The following is a 22,286-nucleotide window of genomic DNA, read 5'->3' as shown; positions in this document are numbered from 1 at the left end:
TCCACCCCACCCGAACGAAGGATCGTTGATGGCACTGCCCGACGTCGTTGTCGAAGGATCGGTAGCGCTGGTGACTGGCGCAGCGGGTGGGATGGGCGAGCACATCGCCCGCGGCCTCGCCCGGCGGGGCGCGAACGTCGTGCTCCTGGACCGCGACGAGACCGGGCTGGCGCGTGTCGCCCAGGAGATCGGGCGCGAGAGCCCGTCGGTGCGCGTCACGACGTACGTCGTCGACCTGGCCGACCGAGCCGGCACCGACACGCTGATCGCGCGCGTCGTGAGCGCCCACCCCGACGTCAACCTGCTCTTCAACAACGCCGGCGTCGCGCTCGGCGGCCGCTTCGTACAGACCTCCGAGCAGGACTTCGAGTGGCTGCTCGAGATCAACCTGCTCGCCCCGATCCGGATCACCCGCGCGCTGCTGCCGATCCTGATCGAGAACGGCAACGCCCACGTGGTCAACACGTCCTCGCTCTTCGGGCTCGTCGCGCCTCCCGGCCAGACGGCGTACAGCACCAGCAAGTTCGGGCTGCGCGGCTTCTCCGAGTCGTTGCGCCACGAGCTGGCCGAGGAGGACCTGCCCGTCGGCGTCACCGTCGTGCACCCTGGCGGCATCCGCACCAACATCGCCGTGAACGCGCGGGTGGCCGCCGGCGTCGATGAGGCCGAGAGTGCTGCGCAGAAGAAGTCGTTCGCGGCGATGCTCAGCTATCCCGCCGACCGAGCGGCCGAGGACATCATCGAGGCCACCATCAACCGCCGACCGCGGCTGCTGATCGGGCAGGACGCCAAGGCCCTCGACGTGATGGCCCGCACCCGCCCGGCCGGCTATTGGAAGCTGATGAAGGCCTCGATGGCAGCGGTCGCCAAGCGCAAGGCGAAGACGGCGTGAACCCGACGTACGAGACCATCCGCTACGAGGTGGCCGACGGCATCGCGACCGTCACCCTCGACCGCCCCGACGCCCTCAACGCCTTCACCGTCACGATGGCGAACGAGCTCATCGACGTCTTCGGGCGTGCCGGTCGCGACGACGACGCTCGCGCCGTGATCGTCACCGGCGCCGGCCGCGCCTTCTGTGCGGGCATGGATCTGTCGGTGGGCGGCAACGTCTTCGGACTCGACGGCTCGATGAGCCCGACCCCGGCCGACCTGGTTGAGCGGTTCGAGGACCCGGCCGTCGTCGAGGGCGTACGCGACACCGGCGGGCGGGTCGCGCTCGCGATCTACGACTGCCCCAAACCGGTCATCGCGGCGATCAACGGTGCGGCGGTCGGCGTCGGGGCCACGATGACCTGCGCCATGGACTTCCGGCTGGCCTCGACCAAGGCACGGATCGGCTTCGTCTTCGGCAGGATCGGGATCGTCCCCGAGGCGTGCTCGACGTGGTTCCTGCCGCGCATCGTCGGCATCCAGCAGGCCCTGGAGTGGGCCTACTCCGCGGACATCCTCACCGCGCAGGAGGCGAAGGACGGCGGACTGGTGCGCTCGGTGCACGAGCCGGACGACCTGCTCGCTGGGGCAAGGGCGTTGGCGCACCGGTTCACCGACGACCGCAGTCCGGTTGCCGTGGCACTGACCCGCCAGATGATGTACCGCAACGCGGCGACGTCGCATCCGCGCGAGGCGCACCGTGCGGAGTCGCTCGCGATGTTCTGGACCAGCGAGGGCGACGGCCAGGAGGGGGTCGCCTCGTTCCTGGAGAAGCGCTCGCCGCGCTTCGCCGGATCGGCCTCCGACCTGCCCGACGTCTTCCCGACCGACTGAGCCTTCCCATCGGTGGGGTGGGGAAGGCATCGAGAGATGGGCCTATGTCCCCACCCCTCGCCGACCGCCCTACCCCCCGACGGGGACGGGCGGGCATACCCGCGGGTACCGGAGCGTTGGACCGGGCATGAGTGACGTGACGATCTACTGGCGGCCCGGCTGCGGCTACTGCTCCCGACTGCGCTCGAGTCTCGGCTCGGCCGCCGACAAGGCGACCTGGCGCAACATCTGGGAGGACGACGAGGCGCGCCGGTACGTCGCGGGTGTCAACAACGGCAACGAGATCGTCCCGACCGTCGTGATCGCGGGTGCCGCGCACACCAACCCCGACCCGGACGTGGTGCTCGCCGCCCTCGCGAGCTGAGCCTCCGGCGAACGGCCGAGAGCCCGCACGGGCTCCGGCACGGCCGCGCCGGTCGTCGACGGGGGCACCCATAGACTGGCTCCCATGCCTGAGCTGTCCCGCGCGGAGGTCGCGCACGTCGCGATGCTCGCCCGTATCCAGTTGACCGACGACGAGCTGGACAAGCTCGCCGGGCAGCTGGACCAGATCGTCGGATTCGTCGCCACCGTGGGTGAGATCGCGGCCGACGACATCCCCCCGATGTCGCACCCACTTCCGCTGGTCAACGTCACCCGGCCGGACGTCGTACGCCCCAGCCTGAGCTCGGGCGACGCCCTGGCCGGTGCCCCCGACGCCCAGGCCGGCCGCTTCGCCGTCCCCCGCATCCTCGACGAAGAGTGAGTCCCTTCTCCGTGTCTTCTCCGTCCTCACCCTCCTCACCCCACGACATCGTCCGGCGCGGTGCCGCCGAGCTCGGTGCCGCCATCGCCGACGGCAGCCTGTCCAGCGTCGAGGTCACCCAGGCGCACCTGGACCGGATCGCCGAGGTCGACGACGCCGTCCACGCGTTCCTGCACGTCGACGCCGAGGGTGCGCTCGCAGCCGCCCGAGCCGCCGACGAGGCGCGCGCCGCGGGCGAGTCCCGGTCGCCGCTGGCCGGAGTGCCGATCGCGGTCAAGGACATCGTGGCCACCAAGGGCCTGCCCACCACCGCCGGCAGCCGGATCCTGCAGGGGTGGATCCCGCCATACGACGCCACCATCACCACCCGGCTGCGCGCCGCGGGTCTGCCGATCCTCGGCAAGACCAACATGGACGAGTTCGCCATGGGCAGCTCCACGGAGCACTCGGCGTACGGCCCCACCCACAACCCGTGGGACCTGGACCGGATCCCCGGCGGCTCCGGCGGCGGGTCCTCGGCGGCGGTCGCCGCGTTCGAGGCGCCGCTCGCGATCGGCACCGACACCGGCGGCTCCATCCGCCAGCCCGCCGCGGTCACCGGCACGGTCGGCACCAAACCGACGTACGGCGGTGTGTCCCGTTACGGGCTCATCGCGCTCGCCAGCTCCCTGGACCAGGCCGGACCCTGCACCCGCTCGGTGCTCGACGCCGCGCTGCTGCACGAGATCATCGGCGGCCACGACGAGATGGACTCCACCTCCATCGACGCGCCGGTGCCCGGTGTCGTCGAGGCGGCCCGCCGCGGCGACGTCTCAGGGCTGCGGATCGGCGTCGTGGACGAGATCTCCGGTGAGGGCTTCCAGTCCGGCGTGCGCGCGCGGTTCGAGGAGTCGTTGAAGCTGCTCGAGGCCCGCGGGGCCGAGATCGTGCACGTCGCATGCCCCAGCTTCGTCAAGGGTCTCGCGGCGTACTACCTGATCCTGCCCAGCGAGGCGTCCTCCAACCTCGCCAAGTTCGACGCCATGCGCTACGGCCTGCGGGTCGGTCCGCAGGGCGTGGACAGCCCGAGCGCCGAGCAGGTCATGGCCGCCACCCGGGACGCCGGATTCGGCGAGGAGGTCAAGCGCCGGATCATCCTCGGCACGTACGCCCTTTCCGCCGGCTACTACGACGCGTACTACGGCCAGGCGCAGAAGGTGCGCACGCTCATCGCTCGCGACTTCGCGGCTGCGTTCGAGCAGGCCGACGTGCTCGTGACTCCCACCGCGCCCACCACGGCGTTCAAGCTGGGGGAGAAGCTCGAGGACCCGATGGCGATGTACCTGAACGACGTGGCGACCATCCCGGCCAACCTCGCCGGGGTGCCGGGCATGTCGATCCCCAACGGCCTGGCCGAGGACGGACTGCCGAGCGGCTTCCAGATCCTCGCCCCGGCCACCCGCGACGACCGTCTCTACGAGGTCGGCGCGGCGCTCGAGGCGGCCCTGCTGGAGCAGTGGGGCGCGCCGATCCTCGACCAGGCACCGGCGCTCCCGGTGCGGGAGGTGACCCGATGAGTGTGCTGGACGCCGTCGTCGACTACGACGACGCGATTGCTCGGTACGACCCGGTGATGGGCCTGGAGGTCCACGTCGAGCTCAACACCGAGACCAAGATGTTCTGCGGCTGTGCGACCGGTTTCGGCGCCGAGCCCAACTCGCAGGTCTGCCCGGTCTGCCTGGGCCTGCCGGGCGCGCTGCCGGTGGTCAACGCCGCGGCGGTCAAGTCGGCCATCCGGATCGGTCTCGCGCTCAACTGCTCGATCGCGCCCTGGTGCCGCTTCGCCCGGAAGAACTACTTCTACCCGGACATGACCAAGAACTTTCAGACCAGCCAGTACGACGAGCCGATCGCCTTCGACGGCTACCTCGATGTCGAGATCCCGACCGCGAACGGCGACGGCACCGAGATCTTCCGCGTCGAGATCGAACGCGCCCACATGGAGGAGGACAGCGGCAAGTCGCTGCACGTCGGCGGCTCCACCGGCCGCATCCAGGGCGCGGAGTACTCCCTCGTGGACTACAACCGCGCGGGCGTGCCGCTGATCGAGATCGTCACCCGCCCGGTGCGCGGTGCCGGCGAGCGGGCACCCGAGGTGGCCAAGGCGTACGTCGCCGCGCTGCGCGACCTGCTCAAAGCCCTCGGCGTCAGCGACGTGCGGATGGAGCAGGGGTCGGTGCGCTGCGACGCCAACGTGTCGCTCATGCCCCGAGGCGAGGACGAGCTCGGCACCCGCACCGAGACCAAGAACGTCAACTCGCTGCGGTCCATCGAGCGGGCCATCCGCTACGAGATCAGCCGTCACGCGGCGGTGCTGGACTCCGGAGCCGCCATCCAGCAGGAGACCCGGCACTGGCACGAGGACACCGGGGTCACGACCTCCGGACGGCCCAAGTCCGACGCCGACGACTACCGCTACTTCCCCGAGCCCGACCTGGTGCCCGTCGCACCGTCGAGCGAGTACGTCGAGCAGCTGCGCGGGACGCTCCCGGAGCCTCCCGACCAGCGGCGGAAGCGACTCCAGAAGGACTGGGGCTACACGGATCTGGAGATGCGCGACGTACTCAACGCGGGCGCGACCGAGCTGATCGAGCAGACCGTGGCCGACGGTGCGAGTCCGGCCGCGGCCCGCAAGTGGTGGACCGGGGAGATCTCCCGGCGCGCCAACGCCGAGGGGCGCGCGATCGACGACTCCGGCGTGACGCCTGCGCATATCGCCGAGCTGTCCGGCCTGGTGGCCTCGGGCCGCCTCAACGACGCGATGGCCCGGCAGGTGCTCGACGGCGTCCTGGCCGGCGAGGGCACGCCGACCCAGGTCGCGGACGCTCGAGGGCTCGCGCTGGCGCAGGACGACGGCGCCCTGGAAGCAGCGGTCGACAAGGTCATCGCCGCCAACGAGGCCGTCGCCGCGAAGGTGCGCGAGGGCAAGCTCAACGCGGCCGGGGCACTGATCGGCGGCGTGATGAAGGAGATGCGGGGTCAGGCGGACGCGGCACGCGCCCGTGAGCTGATCCTGGCTCGGTTGACCTGACCCCGGCGGGCAGCCCGCCTCGCGGTGGCACGCCCCACCATGAGAGGCGGACGGCATGGAACGACCCGGTCTGATCACGCAGTTGGGCATGGCCCGCTCCTTCATCAAGGACGTCTACGTCGCGAGGGCGAAGACCGAGTACGGCGCGCGGGTGCTGCGCGCGCCCGTCGCGCGGGCCATCACCTGGCCGGGTCGGCTCGACCCCTACCCGTACTTCGACCAGGTCCGAGACCAGGCGCCGTTGTCGCCGTCGCCGCGCGAGCCGAACGTGCACCTCAGCGCCACCCACGACGTGTGCAAGCACATCCTGAAGAGCCGGGAGTTCGGCGTCGGCGGCCGCACCATCGTCGGCAAGGACGAGGTCGAGTTCAGCATGTCGCTGCTGGAGATGGACCCGCCCGAGCACACCCGCCTGCGCCGGGTCGCCGCTCCCGCGTTCACGCCCCGTCGGCTCACCGCGTACGGCACGACGATCGAGAAGACCGTGCACGAGCGGCTGGACGCGGTGCCTCCCGGCGCGTCCTTCGACCTGATCCGCCAGCTGGCGGGTCCGCTGCCGATCCGCATCATCTCCGAGCTGATCGGCGTGCCGGAGGCCGACGACGGCCTCTTCCTGCGCTGGGGGACCGCCCTCGGCAGCGCCCTCGAAGGCGTGCACTCGCTGCGGCACGCGCAGCAGGTGCTGAGCGCCAAGCTCGGCCTGGACGCGATGTTCGAGCGACTGGTGCAGGAGCGCCGGGCCGATCCGCGCGACGACATGCTCTCGATGCTCGTCGCCGAGGAGGGTGGCGCGGTGCGGCCCGAGGAGATCCTGCCGCTGTGCACCCTGCTGCTGGTCGCGGGTTTCGAGACGACCGTCAACCTGATCGGCAACGCCGTCCTCGCGCTGATGCGCAACCCGGACCAGTGGGAGCTGCTGGCCGGCGACCCCGCGACGTACGCGCCCAGGGTGGTCGAGGAGACCCTCCGCTACGACCCGCCGATCCAGTTCACCGACCGGGTCGCGTTGCAGGACAGCACCATCGGCGGGTACGACGTGCCGGCCGGTGACCGGGTGCTGTGCATCCTGGCGGGCGCGAACCGGGACCCCGCGCGGTTCGCCCGGCCGAACTTCTTCGACATCACCCGCACCGACAACTCCGACCACCTGGCGTTCTCCGGGGGTGTGCACTACTGCGTGGGAGCGCCGCTGGCGCGGCTGGAGGCCGAGGTCGCCCTGCAGGTGCTCGCCGAGCGGATGCCCACGCTGCACTTCGCGGCGAAACCGAAGCGACGCAACAGCGTCACCATCCGAGGGCTGCGCTCGCTGCCCGTCACGGCAGGAGCCTGATGGACCCGGTCGCCTCCCTCCCGGACCAGGACTGGGTCGACGCGCTCTCCGACGTCCCCGGTGTGGAGCTCGTCACCTGGGACATGGAGGACGCGCCGCCCCGCGACGACATCGCGCTCGCCGTGCCGCCGTACATGCGGGCCGGACGACGCCAACTCGGCCACCTGCAGCAGTGTCCGCAGTTGCGGGCCGTGCAGCTGGTCACGGCGGGATACGAGCACGTGCAGCCTCACCTGCCCGAGGGGGTCCAGCTCGCGAACGGCGCCGGGATCCACGACACCTCGACCGCCGAACTCGCCGTCGCACTCGCCCTCGCGTCGTTGCGCGGGATCCCGGAGGCGACGCGTGCGGGGGAGCAGGGCAGGTGGACGTCCCTGAACGGCCGCCGGTCGCTCGCCGACCGACACGTCCTGATCCTCGGATACGGCTCGATCGGCACCGCGATCGCGCGGCGTCTGCAGCCGTTCGAGGTCTCGCTCACCGCCGTCGCCTCGCGGGCGCGCGCTGGCGACGAACTCGTCGACACGATCCACGGCACCGACGAGCTGCCCGATCTGCTGCCGCACCACGACGTCGTGATCGTGGTCGTGCCGCTCTCGGAGGCGACCCGCCGGATGGTCGACGCGGATTTCCTGCACGCGCTGCCGGACGGCGCGTTGGTCGTCAACGTCGCGCGCGGCGGGGTCGTCGACACCGACGCCCTCGTCCGGGAGTGTGCGGCAGGCCGGCTCACCGCCGCCCTCGACGTCACCGACCCGGAGCCCCTGCCGGACGGGCACCCCGTCTGGACGACGCCCGGGATGCTCGTGACCCCGCACGTCGGGGGTGCGACCACCGCGTTCGTGCCTCGCGCCCTGGACTTCCTGCGCCGCGAGCTCACCCGATTCGGCAAGGGCGAGGACCTGTCCCACGTGGTCGCCACCGGCTGACCCGATGGCGCTCGAGGGGGAGACCGGCGAGGGGAGTGCCCAGCGGACCGGTCGCGGTGGCCTCTGGTACGTCGCCGTCCTGCTCGCCGCGGCCGTGGTCGTGCTCGCGATCCAGGCCCTGCTCACCATCGCCTACGTCGGACTCTCCGGCGACCACGCCGGTCGCGGCCCGAAGGTGCTCGTGGTCAGCGCGGACCGTGGGGTGGCCGGGGGGATCGCCAACCGCCTGAACGCGCTCGACGGACATCCGCTGCGCGCGTTCGTCGCCTCCGACCGCGCAGCCGCCGAGAGCGATCTCGCGGACGGCGACGCGTCGGCGGCGCTCGTCTTCACGCCGGATCAACCCTCCGACGCGATCCTCACCGACTCCGCGGCCGGTGCGGCCGACGCCGCCGCGTCGACCGCGATCCTGCGAGCGGACGAAGCCGCCCAGGGACGCGCTGCCGCCGTCCGGGACGTCGCGCCCACCCAGCCCGGCGACCCGCGCGGGCAGGTGAGCGGCTATCTCGTGCTGTGCCAGTCCGTCAGCGGTTTCGTCATCGCAGCCGCCCTCGGGGCGTGGCTGCACGGCCGGCGAGCGGGCTTCTCCCGTCTGCGTCGGACCCTGCTCGCCGCCATCGTCTTCTCGCTCGGGTCGGGGGCGTTCGGGGCGTGGCTGGTCCTCTCGGTGACCCGTTCGCTCAGCGCGCCGTGGCTTCCGCTCGCGCTCGCCGGCGCCCTGGTCGCCGGGGTGAGCGCGGTGCTTACGTTCGCCGCCATCGGAGTCTTCGGCCCGGGCGGCGCGGTGCTCCCGGCCCTGATGCTGGCGACGTTCAGCGGACCGTACGCCGCGTCCGACGCCTCGCTGCCCGCGATCACCCGGGCCGTCGTCCACCAGCTGCCCGGCGGCGCCGGCGTGGACCTGGTGCGGGACGTCGTGTACTTCCATCGCGATCACGCACTGCGGCCGGCGGGCACGCTCGGCTGGTGGCTGCTCGGCGGGCTGCTGGTGATGTTCCTGGCGGGCGCCAATGCCCGGCGGGTGGGCGATCCGCTGCCTGATCCCGCACAGTGACATGCTCGGTGGCATGACGACCGACCGCCACCGACTCGTCCTCATCCGACACGCCCAGGCCGCCAGCGGCGATGCCGACACCCCGGACCACGACCGTCCGCTCACCGATCGCGGGCACCAGGACGCGGCCGCCCTCGGGCGCTGGCTCAAGGACGCCGACATCCGGCCCCAGGAGACCCGTTGCTCCACGGCCACCCGCACGCGCGAGACCTGGGCGGCCGTCGTCGAGGCGGCCGCGATCGGCGCCATCGTCGAGCACGACCAGCGGATCTACAACGCCGACCCGTCCGCGCTGCTCGAGGTCCTGCACGAGGCGGACCCCAAGGCCGAGACGGTCGTGATGGTCGGGCACGCCCCCGGCATACCCCACTTCGCCGCGAGCCTGGCCGACGGTCAGGGCGACGCGGAGGCCCTGGAGGAGCTCGAGCGGGGATACCCGACGTGCACGGTCGCCGTGCTGGATATCGATGGCGAGTGGGACCAGCTCGCGAGCGGCGGGGCGCAACTACGAGCCGTACACACCGCTCGCGCCGACTGAGGCCTCAGGGCTCTCGATCGGCGCCACCAGCGACCGCTCGGGCCGCTCGATCGCGGAGTCCAGGGAGCGCACCCGCGATCGCACGACGCGCCGCGCACCTCCGGTGGCCAGCAGGCCGCCCATGACCAGTCCGGCGCCGATCGACAGCGTCGACAGCACCGCGATCGCGAGCCGCCAGCCGGAGTTCGGGGTGTGCGCCACCAGGTTGAGCAGCGAGTCGGCGACCGGGAGCGCCGGGAGCAGTGCCCCGCAGAACGCCGGCACGGCGTAGACCGTTGCCGAGGTGTGCTGTCGCGCGGCCCACCAGGTGCAGGCGGCACCCAGCGCGGTGGCCGCGAGGAAGGTGGCCTCGGTGTTGCCCAGGCCGAGGTGCAGGCAGCCGCGCAGGACCAGTTGCGCGAGCACGCACGCCAGCGCGGCGGCGGGGACGACGCGCGCCGCCGATCCCTGCGCGATGCAGTTGGCGCTCGCCGCTATCGCGGAGGCGAGGGCCGCGAGCCCGAGTCCGAGGGGATGCAGCCGGATGTCCGTCGGGTCGACCTGGACCGGCAACTGACGGGTGAGGGACAACCCCAGCTGCAGCCCGAAGAGGATGCCCATGATGACCAGGCCGATGCCGATCGACCGCGAGGCCGCGGTGGCCTTGAAGCCGGTGATCGCGTCGCGGCCGAACGTCACGATCGACGCGTGCGGCAACAGCAGCACCAGACAGGCCGCCAGACTGGCGGCGGCCCCGCCGGCGGTCAGCAGCTCGGTGTAGATCGCGACCGTCGCGAACGCGCCGGCGATCGCGGCCTGGGCGCCGGCAGCGAAGAATCCGGGCAGTCCCCGTCTCGTCAGCAGCAGGGAGACCTCGGTGACGACGCACACCAGCAGGAACGCCGCGAGTGCGGCGCGTGGTGTCCCACCGCACTGCAGAGCGACGCTGACCGCCAGGACAGCGGTCGCCACGGTCATCACCTGCGGCCCCCACCGCGGGGGTGACTGCGCGACCCCGCTGAGGGCGCGCGTCGCCTCGACGAGACCGACGCCTTCGAGCACGACCTGCTCGACGACCCGGTGCAACCGGTCCACCCGGCCGAGGTCGGAGGTCTCGGTCCGGATGACGCGCATGGTGACGACCGGCTGCCCGTCGGCGGGCGTGTACATCAGGTAGATCGACTCCGACGCCAGGTCGATCTCCATCGGCAGGAGGTTCCACGTCGAGCACACCGCGACCACGGCCACCTCGACGCTGCGCGTGTCGGCTCCGGCGGTGAGCATGAGCTCCCCGAGGTCGAGGCAGAAGTTGAGGATCTCGCGCGCGGAGTAGTGCTGGTTGGCGGGCGTCACGCGGAAGGTCATGCCGTCGTAGATCGACCCGCGCAGCAGATCCCGCGCATCGCGCCGCTGCTGCGCCGTGGGCTGACGCGTGACCCGGCCGCCCGCGCGTACCCGCCTGGTGGCCTGCCCCACGGCACGGCTCACCACCGGTCGCGGGCCCAGCGGACGTAGGGGCCGGGGAGCCCGCGGGCCAGGCGCTGACGGGGTGGCTCGGGTGTCTCTGTCACCCCGGACAGGCATGGCGGGCATGCCGAAGCGGTGCGCGAGGAAGAAACGCATCCGCGCATTGTGCAGGCTGCATCACGGCGTACGACGAGCCGTCGCGCCATGCGGACAGGCCCCAGCAGCGATGCCGACCGTGGCGCAGGTACGCCCGGGAGACACACGTCGGCCTGTGTCTCTCGGACCGACCTGCGTCACGGTGGCGCGCTTACTCTGAGGTGTGGATCACCGGGCTACACAGGCAGAGCGTGGGCGAGACCTGGAGCGACTGCTCACCTTCATCGACGCGATCGTCGCCATCGCGATCACGCTGCTCGTGCTGCCGCTGGCGGATCTTGCCTCGGGGGTCACCGGGTCAGGGTCCGTGGCCGATCTCCTGCGGGTCCACCAGGCGCAGATCTGGTCCTTCCTGCTCAGCTTCGCGGTGATCGCCCGGCTCTGGTTCGCCCAGCACCGCGCCGTGCGTCACCTGCAGGATGCGGACGCGACGGTGTCGTGGCTGCTCGTCCTCTGGACGCTCACGATCGTCTTCCTGCCCTTCCCGACCGCGCTGGTCGCCGAGGCGGGTCATCAGGCCGTCGTCAAGGTCCTCTACATCGGCACCATCACGGTGAGCATGGTCGTCATCGGTCTGACCGTCCGGACCATTCGGCGCCGACCGCCTCTGGCCGACGGGGTGGGCCTGCCCCAGATGGCCCCGTCGGTGGTGAGTGCGGTGCTGCTCGGGGTTGCCCTGGTCATCACCCTGGCGATCCCGGCCACGACCTACTACCCGTTGCTGCTCCTGATGACCGAGTCGTGGGTGCTTCGGGCCTACGACGCGGTGGCCGCCAGCAGGACGGCACGGCGTACGACGCACGAGGATGACGCCGAGCCCCCCGTACCGGACGCCGCCGCCGGGTCTGAGACCGTGCGGCGGGGGGCCGGCCCGGCGGAATAAGCTGCCGGGCATGTCTGGGACCCCTGATCTGAAGCCCCGCAGCCGCGACGTCACCGACGGCCTGGAGAAGACCGCCTCCCGAGGGATGCTGCGCGCGGTCGGGATGGGCGACGAGGACTGGGCCAAGCCGCAGATCGGCGTCGCCAGCTCCTGGAACGAGATCACGCCCTGCAACCTCTCGCTCGACCGGCTCGCGAAGGCGTCCAAGGACGGCGTGCACGCGGCCGGCGGCTACCCGCTGGAGTTCGGCACCATCAGCGTCTCCGACGGCATCTCGATGGGCCACGAGGGCATGCACTTCTCCCTGGTCAGCCGCGAGATCATCGCCGACTCGGTCGAGACGGTCGTCAGCGCCGAACGCCTCGACGGCACAGTCCTTCTCGCGGGATGCGACAAGTCGCTGCCCGGCATGCTGATGGCTGCCGCGCGCCTCGATCTGGCCAGTGTCTTCCTCTACGCCGGATCGATCCTGCCGGGCATCGCGAAGCTGTCGGACGGCACCGAGAAGCAGGTCACGATCATCGACGCGTTCGAGGCGGTCGGTGCCTGCGCGGCAGGACTGATGAGTCGCGCGGACGTCGACACCATCGAACGTGCGATCTGCCCGGGCGAGGGTGCCTGCGGTGGCATGTACACCGCCAACACGATGGCGTCCGTCGCCGAGGCCATCGGCATGTCGTTGCCCGGCAGCGCCGCACCACCGGCGACGGACCGCCGCCGCGACGGGTTCGCCCGCAAGTCCGGTGAGGCCGTCGTGGAGATGCTGCGCCGGGGCATCACCGCGCGCGACATCATGACCAAGGAGGCGTTCGAGAACGCCATCGCCGTGGTGATGGCGTTCGGCGGGTCCACCAACGCGGTGCTGCACCTGCTGGCGATCGCACACGAAGCCGACGTCGATCTGTCGATCGAGGACTTCCAGCGGATCGGGTCCCGGGTGCCGCACCTGGCCGACGTGAAGCCGTTCGGCAGCTACGTGATGACCGACATCGACAAGGTGGGCGGGGTGCCCGTCGTCATGCGTGCGCTGCTGGACGCCGGGCTCATGAACGGCGACTGCCTGACCGTCACCGGGCGCACCTTGGCGCAGAACCTCGCCGACGTGCCGCCGCCGGACATCGACGGCAAGGTCATCCGCGCGATGAACGAACCGATCCACCGCACCGGCGGACTGACGATCCTCAAGGGCTCGCTCGCACCGGAGGGCGCGGTCGTGAAGTCGGCCGGCTTCGACAGCGATGTCTTCGAGGGCACGGCACGGGTCTTCGACGGCGAACGCGCCGCGATGGACGCGGTGTCCGAGGGCTCGCTGAAGCCGAAGGACGTCGTCGTCATCCGGTACGAGGGACCCAAGGGCGGCCCGGGCATGCGCGAGATGCTCGCCGTGACCGGTGCCATCAAGGGCGCCGGGCTGGGCAAGGACGTGCTCCTGCTGACCGACGGTCGCTTCTCCGGAGGCACCACCGGCCTGTGCGTCGGGCACGTCGCGCCCGAGGCGGTGGACGAGGGACCCATCGCCTTCGTGCACGACGGCGACCCGATCCGGCTCGACGTGGCGGGCGGCACCCTCGACCTGCTCGTCGACGAGGAGGAGATGGCGCGCCGACGTACTGCGGGCGTCACCCACCCCGAGCCCAAGTACACCCGCGGCGTGCTGGCCAAGTACCGCCGTCTGGTCGGTTCGGCCAGCAACGGGGCTGTCTGCGACTGACCGCCCCGATCCGGAGAGGCCCTCCCCGCGCGGTTGACCCCCGCGGGGCGTCGATCCTGGTTGACTGCGCTCGTGCAGCACGCGGTCGTCTTCGACGGACTCTCTAAAGCCTTCGGCGGCCGGGTGGCGGTGGACCGACTGTCCCTGCAGATCCCGGTCGGGTCCGTCTACGGGGTGCTGGGGCCGAACGGCGCAGGCAAGACCACCTCGATGCTCATGGCGAGCGGGCTGCTGCGCCCCGACGCAGGGCGCGTGCAGGTGCTCGGCCACGACGTCTGGGCCGATCCGGTGGCGGCGAAGGCGTTGTTCGGTGTCGCGCCGGACGGCCTGCGGCTCTTCGACAGCCTGAGCGCGCAGGAATTGCTGCGCTTCGTCGGCGAGTTGCGCTCGATGCCCGGCCCGGTGATCGCCGAGCGCGCTGCCGAGCTGTTGCACGTGCTCGGACTGGCCGACGCCGCCAACGTGGTGGTCGCCGACTTCTCCGCCGGCATGACCAAGAAGATCGGGCTCGCCTGCGCGATGCTCCACGCGCCGCGCGTGCTGATCCTGGATGAACCGTTCGAGTCCGTCGATCCGGTGTCCGCGCAGACGATGCGCGCGGTCATCGCCCGGTACGTCGCAGGCGGCGGCACGGTGGTCATGTCGAGCCACGTGATGGAGCTTGTCGAGGCCGTTTGCGATCACGTCGCGGTCATCGTCGGTGGGCGGGCGCTCGCGGCGGGGCGCACGTCCGACGTACAGGGCGGCATGAGCCTGCACGAGCGGTTCCTGCAGTTGGCGGGGGTGGGCGTGGACGAGCTCGGAAGCGGGTTGCAGTGGCTGCAGTCCTGATCCGACTCAAGCTCACCATCCTGCTCCGGTCCCTCGGCAGGGACACCTCACGGTTGGTCAGCTATCTGATCGGAGCGATCGTCGCGGCGATCCTGGTGATCGGATCCTTGCCCGTGGCTGTGGGTCTGCGTGCCGGGTCGGTGACCGACGCGTCCGGTGCCGTCGCGGCGATGAGCACCGTGACCCTGCTCTGGATGCTCGCTCCGTTGCTGATGGCGGGAGTGGACGACATGCTGGACGCCGGTGCCTTCTCGGTGCTGCCGCTTGGCGCCCGCCGCCTCATCCCCGGACTGACGTTGGCCGCGCTGGTCGGCATACCGGGCGCGGTCACCGTGGCGTTCGCCCTCGAACAGGTGCTGGTGTGGAGCCGGTCGGTGCCCGCGACGTTCGCCGCGATCGTCGCGGCACTCCTCGGCGCCGCCACCTGCGTGGTGCTGTCGCGGATGGTCACCTCCGTGATCGCCCGGTCGCTGTGGAGACGGCGCGCGCGCTTTCTCGTGACCATGGTGCTGCCGCTGATCTACCTCGCGCCGTTGGTGCTCGACCAGTTCCTCGAGCGCAGGAGGTCCAGCCACGGGTCCGCCGCTGCGCACCACGCGGCGACCGTCGCGGAGTGGACCCCGTTCGGATGGGCCTGGGCCGTCCCATGGGAGGTCGCCCGTGGCGCGTACGCCGATGCGCTGCTCCACCTCGCACTCGCCACCGCGTTGTTGCTGACCCTCGTCGTGCTCTGGGAACGGGTGCTCGACGTCGAACTGACGACCACCGCACCCAGGCAGGCGGGGACGGTGCGCGTCTCGCGCGCCCCGTCGAGGCGGTCCCGTCCCCTGACCGCGATCGCCCGGCGGCGGCTGCTCGGCTGGCGCCGCGACCCACGCCTCACCATGCAGGCCGTCTCGCTCATCGCGGTGTCGGTCCTCCCGGTCTTGCCGGCCCTGATCAGCTCGGGCGGTAGCCATCCGTCCGGACTGCTCCCTCTGGCCCTGTCCTCCGTCATGGCCGGGGTGCTGATAGCGAACGACCTCGCCTATGACGGCACGGCGTGGTGGATGCAGGTCGTTGCCGGCGTACCCGGCTGGGTCGACCGTGCCGGCCGCGCTCTCGCGATCGGCGTGAGCATCCTCGTCTTCGACGCCCTGGTGTCGGTCCTGCAGATCGCCGTCGGGGCACACACCGCCTGGCTGGCGGTCAGCGGGCCGTTGGTCGGTGCGCTGCTGATCTCCCTCGGCCTGGGCGCAGCAATGGGAGCGTTGGACCCGGGCCAGGCGACGCGCCGAGGCGCGAACCCGTTCGCGGGCAACGCGGGGGGCGGCGCCCGAGGGTGCCTCACCGCCGCCGTGATGTTCGTCGTACCCGCGGTCCTGGTCGCGCCGGTGATCGTCGGGGCCGTCCTCGCCCGGCACTCGGCCATCGCGGAGTGCGTGGTGCTCGCGGCCGCACTGATCTGGGGCTCCGGCGGGCTCGGGATCGGGATCTGGTGGGGCGGGCGACGACTGGACCGGGGAGCACCGGAGATGCTGGGCAAGCTGCGCAAGTTCGCCTGAACCACCCTGAAGGGGACGCGGTGCATGCGGCACAGTGGTCGCATGACTTCCATCGCAATCTTCGGCGGCCACGGCAAGGTCGCACTCACGCTGTCCCGGCTCCTGGTGGCCGCGGGCCACGACGTCCGCTCGATCTTCCGTAACGAGGACCACGTGCAGGACGTCCTCGCGACCGGCGCCACGCCTGTGGTCGCCGACCTGGAGACCTCAGACGTCCCCGCGATGGCCGAGCTGCTGCACGGTGTCGAGGCGGTCGTCTGGACCGCGGGCGCCGGCGGCGGCAGTGAGGCACGCACCTACGCGGTCGACCGCGACGCCGCGATCCGCAGCATGAACGCCACGGTCTCGGCCGGGGCTACGCGCTACGTGATGGTGTCCTACTTCGGAGCCGGTCCCGATCACGGTGTGCCGCACGACAACTCCTTCTTCGCGTACGCCGAGGCGAAGGCGGCCGCGGACGAGTACCTGCGGGGGACCGGGCTCGACTGGACCATCCTCGGGCCCAGCTCGCTGACCGACGACGAGCCGACCAGCCGCATCGAGATCAACGACGGCTCCGTGAAGGGTGGCTCGGTCGACCGCGCCGACGTGGCCGCGGTCATCGCCGGCGTCCTGGAGCTCCCGGCGTCGTACGGCCGGATCATCGAGTTCAACAACGGGCCCACCCCGATCGGCGAGGCCCTCGAAGGTCTGTGAACCCCCACGGTTGTCAGCGGATCACTGGTGCCGATGCCGGTAATCCGCTGACAATCGGGAGACGTTCTCGAATGATGAGACGTCGGTCTCACATTGTTGACGGTGCTGCGAGCCGGTTGCAGACTGTGGACGTGGCCCGAATTCTCGTACTTGTGAGGCACGCCCGCTGACATCCCGTCGGTGAGCGTGCCAGCCCTCAATGCCTGCGAAGGCTGGGGGCCTTTTTCATGCCATGTTCCAGCTGGGCCAGACCGAACGCGAGGACAACGATGACCAACGTGACGCACAAGCCGTCCGCCCCAGTGCCCGCGCCCCCCGCAGGCGCTCGCCCGGCAGCGCCTCCGCGCGAGGTGACCGGCGCACAGAGCCTCGTCCTCTCCCTGGAATCCCTCGACGTCGACACGGTCTTCGGGATCCCCGGTGGCGCGATCCTGCCGGCGTACGACCCGCTGATGGACTCCACCAAGGTGCGCCACATCCTGGTGCGCCACGAGCAGGGCGCCGGTCACGCCGCTCAGGGGTACGCCGCGGCGACCGGCAAGGTCGGTGTGTGCATGGCGACCAGCGGACCCGGCGCCACCAACCTGGTCACCGCGATCGCCGATGCCTCGATGGACTCGGTGCCGATCGTCGTGGTCACCGGTCAGGTGTCCTCCCGGGCCATCGGCACGGACGCCTTCCAGGAGGCCGACATCCGCGGCATCACGATGCCGATCACCAAGCACAGCTACCTCGTGACGCGTGCGGCGGACATCTCCCGCGCGCTCGCCGAGGCCTTCCACATCGCCTCCACCGGCCGGCCCGGCCCGGTGCTGGTCGACATCAGCAAGGACGCGCTGACCGGCCGGACCGACTTCTCCTGGCCGCCCGCGTTCGAACTGCCCGGATACCGGCCCGTCACGCGCCCGCACAGCAAGCAGATCCGGGCCGCCGCCGACCTGATGCTCGCGTCGAAGCGACCGGTGCTCTACGTCGGTGGCGGAGTGATCCGTGCGGAGGCCAGCGCAGAGCTGGCTCAGTTCGTGGAGCTGACCGGCATCCCGGTCGTCACCACGCTGATGGCCCGCGGCGCGTTGCCCGACAGTCACCCGCTGCACCTGGGCATGCCGGGAATGCACGGCTCGGTCGCGGCGGTGACCGCGCTGCAGAAGTCGGACCTGCTGCTCGCGCTGGGGACCCGGTTCGACGACCGGGTGACCGGCGAGATCTCCTCGTTCGCGCCCGAGGCGAAGGTCGTGCACGCCGACATCGACCCGGCCGAGATCTCCAAGAACCGGATCGCGGACGTGCCGATCGTCGGTGACTGCAAGGAGGTCATCGAGGAGCTGACGGCCGTGGTGCGCGCGGACCAGGAGGCCGGCCGCCAGGGCGACTACGCCGCGTGGCGCACCCGCAGCACCGGCTGGGCGCAGACCTTCCCGCTGGGCTACGCGCCGGAGGAGAACGCGGCGGCGATCCCGCCGCAGTACGTCATCGAGCGGATCGGCGCCCTCACCGGGCCCGACGCGGTCTACGCCGCCGGAGTCGGCCAGCACCAGATGTGGGCCGCCCAGTTCGTGAAGTACGAACGGCCCAACTCCTGGATCAACTCCGGCGGGCTCGGCACGATGGGGTACGCCGTGCCGGCTGCGATGGGCGCCAAGGTCGGCGAACCCGACCGCACCGTGTGGGCGATCGACGGCGACGGGTGCTTCCAGATGACCAATCAGGAACTCGCGACCTGCGTCATCAACAACATCCCGATCAAGGTCGCGATCATCAACAACTCCAGCCTCGGCATGGTGCGCCAGTGGCAGACGCTCTTCTACAACGAGCGTTACTCCAACACCGACCTCAACACCTCGGTCGGTTCGCGGGTGCCGGACTTCGTCAAGCTCGCGGACGCGTACGGCTGCGTGGGCCTGCGCTGCGAGCGCGCCGAGGACGTCGACGACACCATCCGGAAGGCGTTGGAGATCAACGACGTTCCGGTCGTGATCGACTTCGTGGTGGAGCGTGACGCGATGGTCTGGCCGATGGTGCCGGCCGGCGTCAGCAACGACATGGTGACCACGGCCCGGGCGATGACGCCGGTCTGGGATCGCGACGACGAGGCAGGAGACGCCTGATGGCGCGGCACACGCTCTCGGTCCTGGTGGAGAACAGCCCCGGTGTGCTCGCGCGCATCGCCGGACTGATCTCGCGCCGCGGCTTCAACATCGACTCCCTGGCCGTCGGGCCGACCGAGCACGACACCGTGTCGCGGATGACGATCGTGGTCGACGTCGACCCGGTCGCGCTGGAGCAGGTGACCAAGCAGCTCAACAAGCTCATCGAGGTGCTGAAGGTCGTCGAGCTCGAGCCGGGTCACTCGGTGCAGCGCGAGATCGTGCTCATCAAGGTGCGCTGCGACGCGGCGAGCCGGGTGGAGATCGTGCAGATCACCGAGCTGTTCCGGTGCAACGTCGTCGACGTGGCCGTCGACTCCATCGTCATCGAGGCCACCGGCACCCCGGAGAAGCTGATCGCGCTGCTGGACGTCCTCGAGCCGTACGGCGTGCGCGAACTGGTGCAGTCCGGGCTCGTGGCCATCGGTCGCGGCAGCCGGTCGATCACCGACCGCAGTCGCCGTTCGGCCTGAATCACATTCCTACTCAACTAAATCCGACCTACCAAGGAGATCCACAACGTGCCTGCTGAGATGTTCTACGACGACGACGCCGACCTGTCGGTGATCCAGGGCCGCAAGGTGGCCGTCATCGGTTACGGCAGCCAGGGGCACGCGCACGCCCTCAACCTGCGCGACTCCGGCGTGCAGGTCGTCGTCGGTCTGCGGGAGGGCTCCTCCTCGCGGGAGAAGGCCGAGAACGAGGGCCTGCAGGTCATGACGGTCGCGGAGGCCGTGCAGCACTCCGACGTGGTCATGCTGCTCGCGCCGGACCAGGTGCAGCGCGGGCTGTACGCCGAGGAGATTCAGCCGCACCTGAAGCCGGGCAACGCCCTGTTCTTCAGCCACGGCTTCAACATCCGCTTCGACTACATCGTCCCGCCCGAGGGCGTCGACGTCGCGATGGTCGCGCCCAAGGGTCCGGGTCACCTCGTGCGCCGTGAGTACGCCGACGGGCGCGGCGTCCCCGTGCTCGTTGCCGTCGAGGTCGACGCCTCCGGCAAGGCCTGGGATCTGGCCAAGTCCTACGCCAAGGCCATCGGCGGCCTGCGCGCGGGCGGGATCCGGACGACGTTCACCGAGGAGACCGAAACCGACCTCTTCGGCGAGCAGGCCGTGCTGTGCGGCGGCGCGTCCCAGCTGGTGATGTACGGCTTCGAGGTGCTCACCGAGGCCGGCTATCAGCCCGAGATCGCCTACTTCGAGTGCCTGCACGAGCTGAAGCTCATCGTCGACCTGATGATCGAGGGCGGCATCGCCAAGCAGCGCTGGTCGATCTCGGACACCGCCGAGTTCGGGGACTACGTCTCCGGTCCGCGGGTGATCGACCCGCACGTGAAGGAGAACATGCAGGCGGTGCTGGCCGACATCGTGAACGGCAAGTTCGCCCAGCGCTTCATCGACGACCAGGATGCCGGCGCACCGGAGTTCAACCGGCTGCGCAAGCAGGGCGCCGAGCACCCGATCGAGGCGACCGGCAAGCAGCTGCGCGGACTCATGAGCTGGATCAAGGACAGCGACTCCGACTACGTCGAGGGTTCCGCCTCGCGCTGACACCGCAAGGCACCGAAGGCCGCCACCCGCGCAGGGTGGCGGCCTTCGTCGTTTCCATCCGGGACCGGGCCGCGCTCGAGTTGTCAATTTCAGACGGTGCCCGGCGCCGTCAACCGTCTGAAGTGACATCTCGAGGGGGTCGGTCGGGTACACCGTCAACTGACCTCGACAAATCGAGGCGGCACGTCATCGGGCGGGTTAGGTTGTGCTGCGGTTCGCAGCCGCCGAAACGACGTACGGCTGCCGGTGGGGGGAGACTCGATGATTCTGGACGAAGTGACGGGCCCGCTCGGGTCTCAGGTCTCGACCTGCTATCCGCACGATTATGCGGTGGTTGACGTGGAGACCACTGGTCTGGTGTCGTCACGAGACCGGGTAGTGCAGATCGCGGTCACCCAGATGCGTTCGGACGGCGCGATAGGTGAGTCGTGGTCGACCCTGATCGACCCGGAGCGCGATCCTGGCCCGACCCATATCCACGGTCTGACGGCCTCAGATCTGCGTGGGGCGCCGAAATTTCGAGATGTAGCGGCGCCCCTCGCCGACCTCCTTTATGGTCGCGTCCTCGTCGCTCACAACGCGAAGTTCGACTGGTCGTTCCTGCAGTCCGAGTACCGCAGGGGACAGTACGACCTCGCCATCGAACGCCGACTCTGCACGGTTGCCTTGAGTAGACGACTCAATCTCAACGTGCCGAACCTCACACTTGGAACGCTCGCCAACTACTGGGGATTGTCACAACACCGCGCTCACGACGCTGTCGACGACGTGCGGGTGTTGCTGGAGGTCCTACGACTCGAACTCGTCATGGCCTATCAGATGGGACTCGACCTTCCCCTGACGATCGACAGCCGTACGTCCGTCGGCTCGATGTATCCGTCGCCGGCACCCAGAGCGGTGAAATGCCCCTGGCTGTGGCCCGGTGCGTGGCAGGTGGGTCAGCAGTTGGTGCAGGGCATGAAGGTGGTGATCACGGGCCCGACCGCGCTCGATCGCTCTGAGTTGATGCGCGACGCCACGGCCGCCGGCCTGGACGTCATGAATTCGGTCAGCTCGCGCACGAGCCTGGTGATCTGCAATTCCGAGCAGTCTCAGACGAGGAAGTTCGCTCAGGCAATACGTCTCGGCATCCCCCTGATCACTGAGCCGGACTTCCGGCGGATGCTCGGCTCAGTCCGGCCGGGGACGCCGTTGATGCAGGAACTCGTGCGCATGGACACAGGCGCCACGGATCTCGAGGCGAAGGTGGAGCGCCGGGTGCGTTCCGAGCAGAGTTCACGGGCCACCCCTGCCCCCGCTCCCGACACACAGGTGCGCCCCGCCGACAACGACGCCGTCAGCCCCCAGAACTCCATCGGCCCGGGCGACCGAGTCTTGGTGCTCGGCGGATCGCACGAGCAGTGTTTGCGAGTGCGTCGCCGGGTCATGGCGCTTGGTGCGCAACCTGCTGTACGGCTGACGGCGTCTATCACGCACGTGGTGATGCTGGCGAGAGCCGATCACGATCCACGGCTGGCTCGCGCGCGCGAGATGGGCCCATGCATGCTCCGTGGTGAAGGTCTCGTCGTCGAAGAACCTGCGAGGAAGCTCTCGCCCCAGGAGCGGACGCCACACGATCGGCCTCTGGCGCTGCCCGGCGGCGTTCAGCTCCCTCGGGGCGGTGTGATCGACCTGCCGGACGGCAAACAGTTCGCGCTCACCGTCGAGTGGGATTCCAATCTGGTGCGCGGCGAAGTTGACGTCGTCGGGTTCGTCCTCGATCAGACAGCCGCCGTGGGATGCGACGAGGACTTCGTGTTCTACAACCAGCCGGCGCATCCGTCGGGGGCGATCGCTCTCGGCCTGGACATCAGCGGCGAGGTCACGGCAGAGGTCGACCCCGCCTG

19 protein-coding genes and 1 pseudogene are annotated in these 22,286 nt (G+C 70.4%); 19 read left to right on the top strand and 1 reads right to left on the bottom strand.

The window, feature by feature from the left end:
* The first annotated feature begins 28 nt into the window (after positions 1-28).
* The 10 genes from HNR15_RS11590 (at position 29) to HNR15_RS11545 (ending at position 9,433) form a co-directional block, all read left to right on the top strand.
* On the top strand, positions 29-892 hold the full coding sequence (locus HNR15_RS11590) for an SDR family NAD(P)-dependent oxidoreductase (protein ID WP_179481916.1): 864 nt from the start codon (positions 29-31) through the stop codon (positions 890-892).
* On the top strand, positions 889-1,767 hold the full coding sequence (locus tag HNR15_RS11585) for an enoyl-CoA hydratase-related protein (RefSeq protein ID WP_179481914.1): 879 nt from the start codon (positions 889-891) through the stop codon (positions 1,765-1,767). Before HNR15_RS11590 ends, HNR15_RS11585 begins: the two co-directional genes overlap by 4 nt.
* Before the next feature lie 127 nt (positions 1,768-1,894).
* The gene (locus HNR15_RS11580) at positions 1,895-2,131 is read left to right on the top strand and encodes a glutaredoxin domain-containing protein (protein ID WP_179481912.1); all 237 of its coding nucleotides are present in this window, start codon (positions 1,895-1,897) and stop codon (positions 2,129-2,131) included.
* An 84-nt stretch (positions 2,132-2,215) separates the two neighbouring features.
* Positions 2,216-2,512, top strand: a complete 297-nt coding sequence (gene gatC / locus HNR15_RS11575) for an Asp-tRNA(Asn)/Glu-tRNA(Gln) amidotransferase subunit GatC (RefSeq protein ID WP_179481909.1) — start codon at positions 2,216-2,218, stop codon at positions 2,510-2,512.
* An 11-nt stretch (positions 2,513-2,523) separates the two neighbouring features.
* Positions 2,524-4,068, top strand: a complete 1,545-nt coding sequence (gene gatA, locus HNR15_RS11570; protein ID WP_179481906.1) for an Asp-tRNA(Asn)/Glu-tRNA(Gln) amidotransferase subunit GatA — start codon at positions 2,524-2,526, stop codon at positions 4,066-4,068.
* Positions 4,065-5,582, top strand: coding sequence for an Asp-tRNA(Asn)/Glu-tRNA(Gln) amidotransferase subunit GatB (gatB, locus tag HNR15_RS11565; RefSeq protein ID WP_179481904.1), 1,518 nt, complete (start codon positions 4,065-4,067; stop codon positions 5,580-5,582). Before gatA ends, gatB begins: the two co-directional genes overlap by 4 nt.
* A 55-nt stretch (positions 5,583-5,637) precedes the next feature.
* Positions 5,638-6,912 (top strand): cytochrome P450, encoded by a 1,275-nt coding sequence (locus tag HNR15_RS11560; protein ID WP_208053047.1) that lies wholly within the window; start codon positions 5,638-5,640, stop codon positions 6,910-6,912.
* Positions 6,912-7,841: a 2-hydroxyacid dehydrogenase gene (locus HNR15_RS11555; RefSeq protein WP_179481902.1), complete on the top strand. Its 930-nt coding sequence runs from the start codon at positions 6,912-6,914 to the stop codon at positions 7,839-7,841. The genes HNR15_RS11560 and HNR15_RS11555 overlap by 1 nt, the downstream gene beginning before the upstream one ends.
* Positions 7,842-7,845: 4 nt before the next feature.
* Positions 7,846-8,895 (top strand): hypothetical protein, encoded by a 1,050-nt coding sequence (locus HNR15_RS11550; protein ID WP_179481900.1) that lies wholly within the window; start codon positions 7,846-7,848, stop codon positions 8,893-8,895.
* Positions 8,896-8,908: 13 nt separating this feature from the next.
* Entirely contained in the window at positions 8,909-9,433 is a 525-nt protein-coding gene (locus HNR15_RS11545; RefSeq protein WP_179481898.1) for a SixA phosphatase family protein, read from the top strand.
* On the opposite strand, the gene HNR15_RS11540 is transcribed toward HNR15_RS11545, so the two are convergent.
* Entirely contained in the window at positions 9,401-10,900 is a 1,500-nt protein-coding gene (locus HNR15_RS11540) for a threonine/serine exporter family protein (protein WP_179481896.1), read from the bottom strand. The genes HNR15_RS11545 and HNR15_RS11540 overlap by 33 nt on opposite strands.
* A 298-nt stretch (positions 10,901-11,198) precedes the next feature.
* Between HNR15_RS11540 and HNR15_RS11535 the strand changes: the two genes are divergently transcribed.
* From HNR15_RS11535 to HNR15_RS18645, 9 genes and pseudogenes are all read left to right on the top strand, one after another.
* Positions 11,199-11,918 carry a TMEM175 family protein gene (locus tag HNR15_RS11535; RefSeq protein ID WP_179481894.1) on the top strand — a complete coding sequence of 240 codons (720 nt, stop codon included), beginning with the start codon at positions 11,199-11,201 and terminating at the stop codon, positions 11,916-11,918.
* Positions 11,919-11,928: 10 nt separating this feature from the next.
* The gene (gene ilvD, locus HNR15_RS11530; RefSeq protein WP_179481892.1) at positions 11,929-13,629 is read left to right on the top strand and encodes a dihydroxy-acid dehydratase; all 1,701 of its coding nucleotides are present in this window, start codon (positions 11,929-11,931) and stop codon (positions 13,627-13,629) included.
* 72 nt (positions 13,630-13,701) lie between these two features.
* Complete coding sequence (locus HNR15_RS11525) at positions 13,702-14,460, top strand: ABC transporter ATP-binding protein (RefSeq protein WP_343048518.1); 759 nt, start codon at positions 13,702-13,704, stop codon at positions 14,458-14,460.
* The gene (locus HNR15_RS11520) at positions 14,445-16,004 is read left to right on the top strand and encodes a hypothetical protein (RefSeq protein WP_179481888.1); all 1,560 of its coding nucleotides are present in this window, start codon (positions 14,445-14,447) and stop codon (positions 16,002-16,004) included. Before HNR15_RS11525 ends, HNR15_RS11520 begins: the two co-directional genes overlap by 16 nt.
* A 42-nt stretch (positions 16,005-16,046) precedes the next feature.
* Positions 16,047-16,700: an SDR family oxidoreductase gene (locus tag HNR15_RS11515; protein WP_179481886.1), complete on the top strand. Its 654-nt coding sequence runs from the start codon at positions 16,047-16,049 to the stop codon at positions 16,698-16,700.
* A 269-nt stretch (positions 16,701-16,969) separates the two neighbouring features.
* On the top strand, positions 16,970-18,808 hold the full coding sequence (locus HNR15_RS11510; RefSeq protein ID WP_179481884.1) for an acetolactate synthase large subunit: 1,839 nt from the start codon (positions 16,970-16,972) through the stop codon (positions 18,806-18,808).
* A complete protein-coding gene (ilvN, locus tag HNR15_RS11505) occupies positions 18,808-19,320 on the top strand; it encodes an acetolactate synthase small subunit (protein WP_179481882.1) in 513 nt (170 codons plus the stop codon). The genes HNR15_RS11510 and ilvN overlap by 1 nt, the downstream gene beginning before the upstream one ends.
* Positions 19,321-19,380: 60 nt before the next feature.
* The gene (ilvC, locus tag HNR15_RS11500) at positions 19,381-20,400 is read left to right on the top strand and encodes a ketol-acid reductoisomerase (protein WP_179483736.1); all 1,020 of its coding nucleotides are present in this window, start codon (positions 19,381-19,383) and stop codon (positions 20,398-20,400) included.
* A 261-nt stretch (positions 20,401-20,661) separates the two neighbouring features.
* Positions 20,662-22,230, top strand: a pseudogene (locus HNR15_RS18645) (exonuclease domain-containing protein); the annotation flags it as partial.
* Positions 22,231-22,286: the final 56 nt, after the last annotated feature.

This window comes from Allobranchiibius huperziae, assembly GCF_013410455.1.
GTDB classification, from domain to species: Bacteria; Actinomycetota; Actinomycetes; order Actinomycetales; family Dermatophilaceae; genus Allobranchiibius; species Allobranchiibius huperziae.
This window is presented reverse-complemented; position numbering and strand designations above follow the sequence as displayed.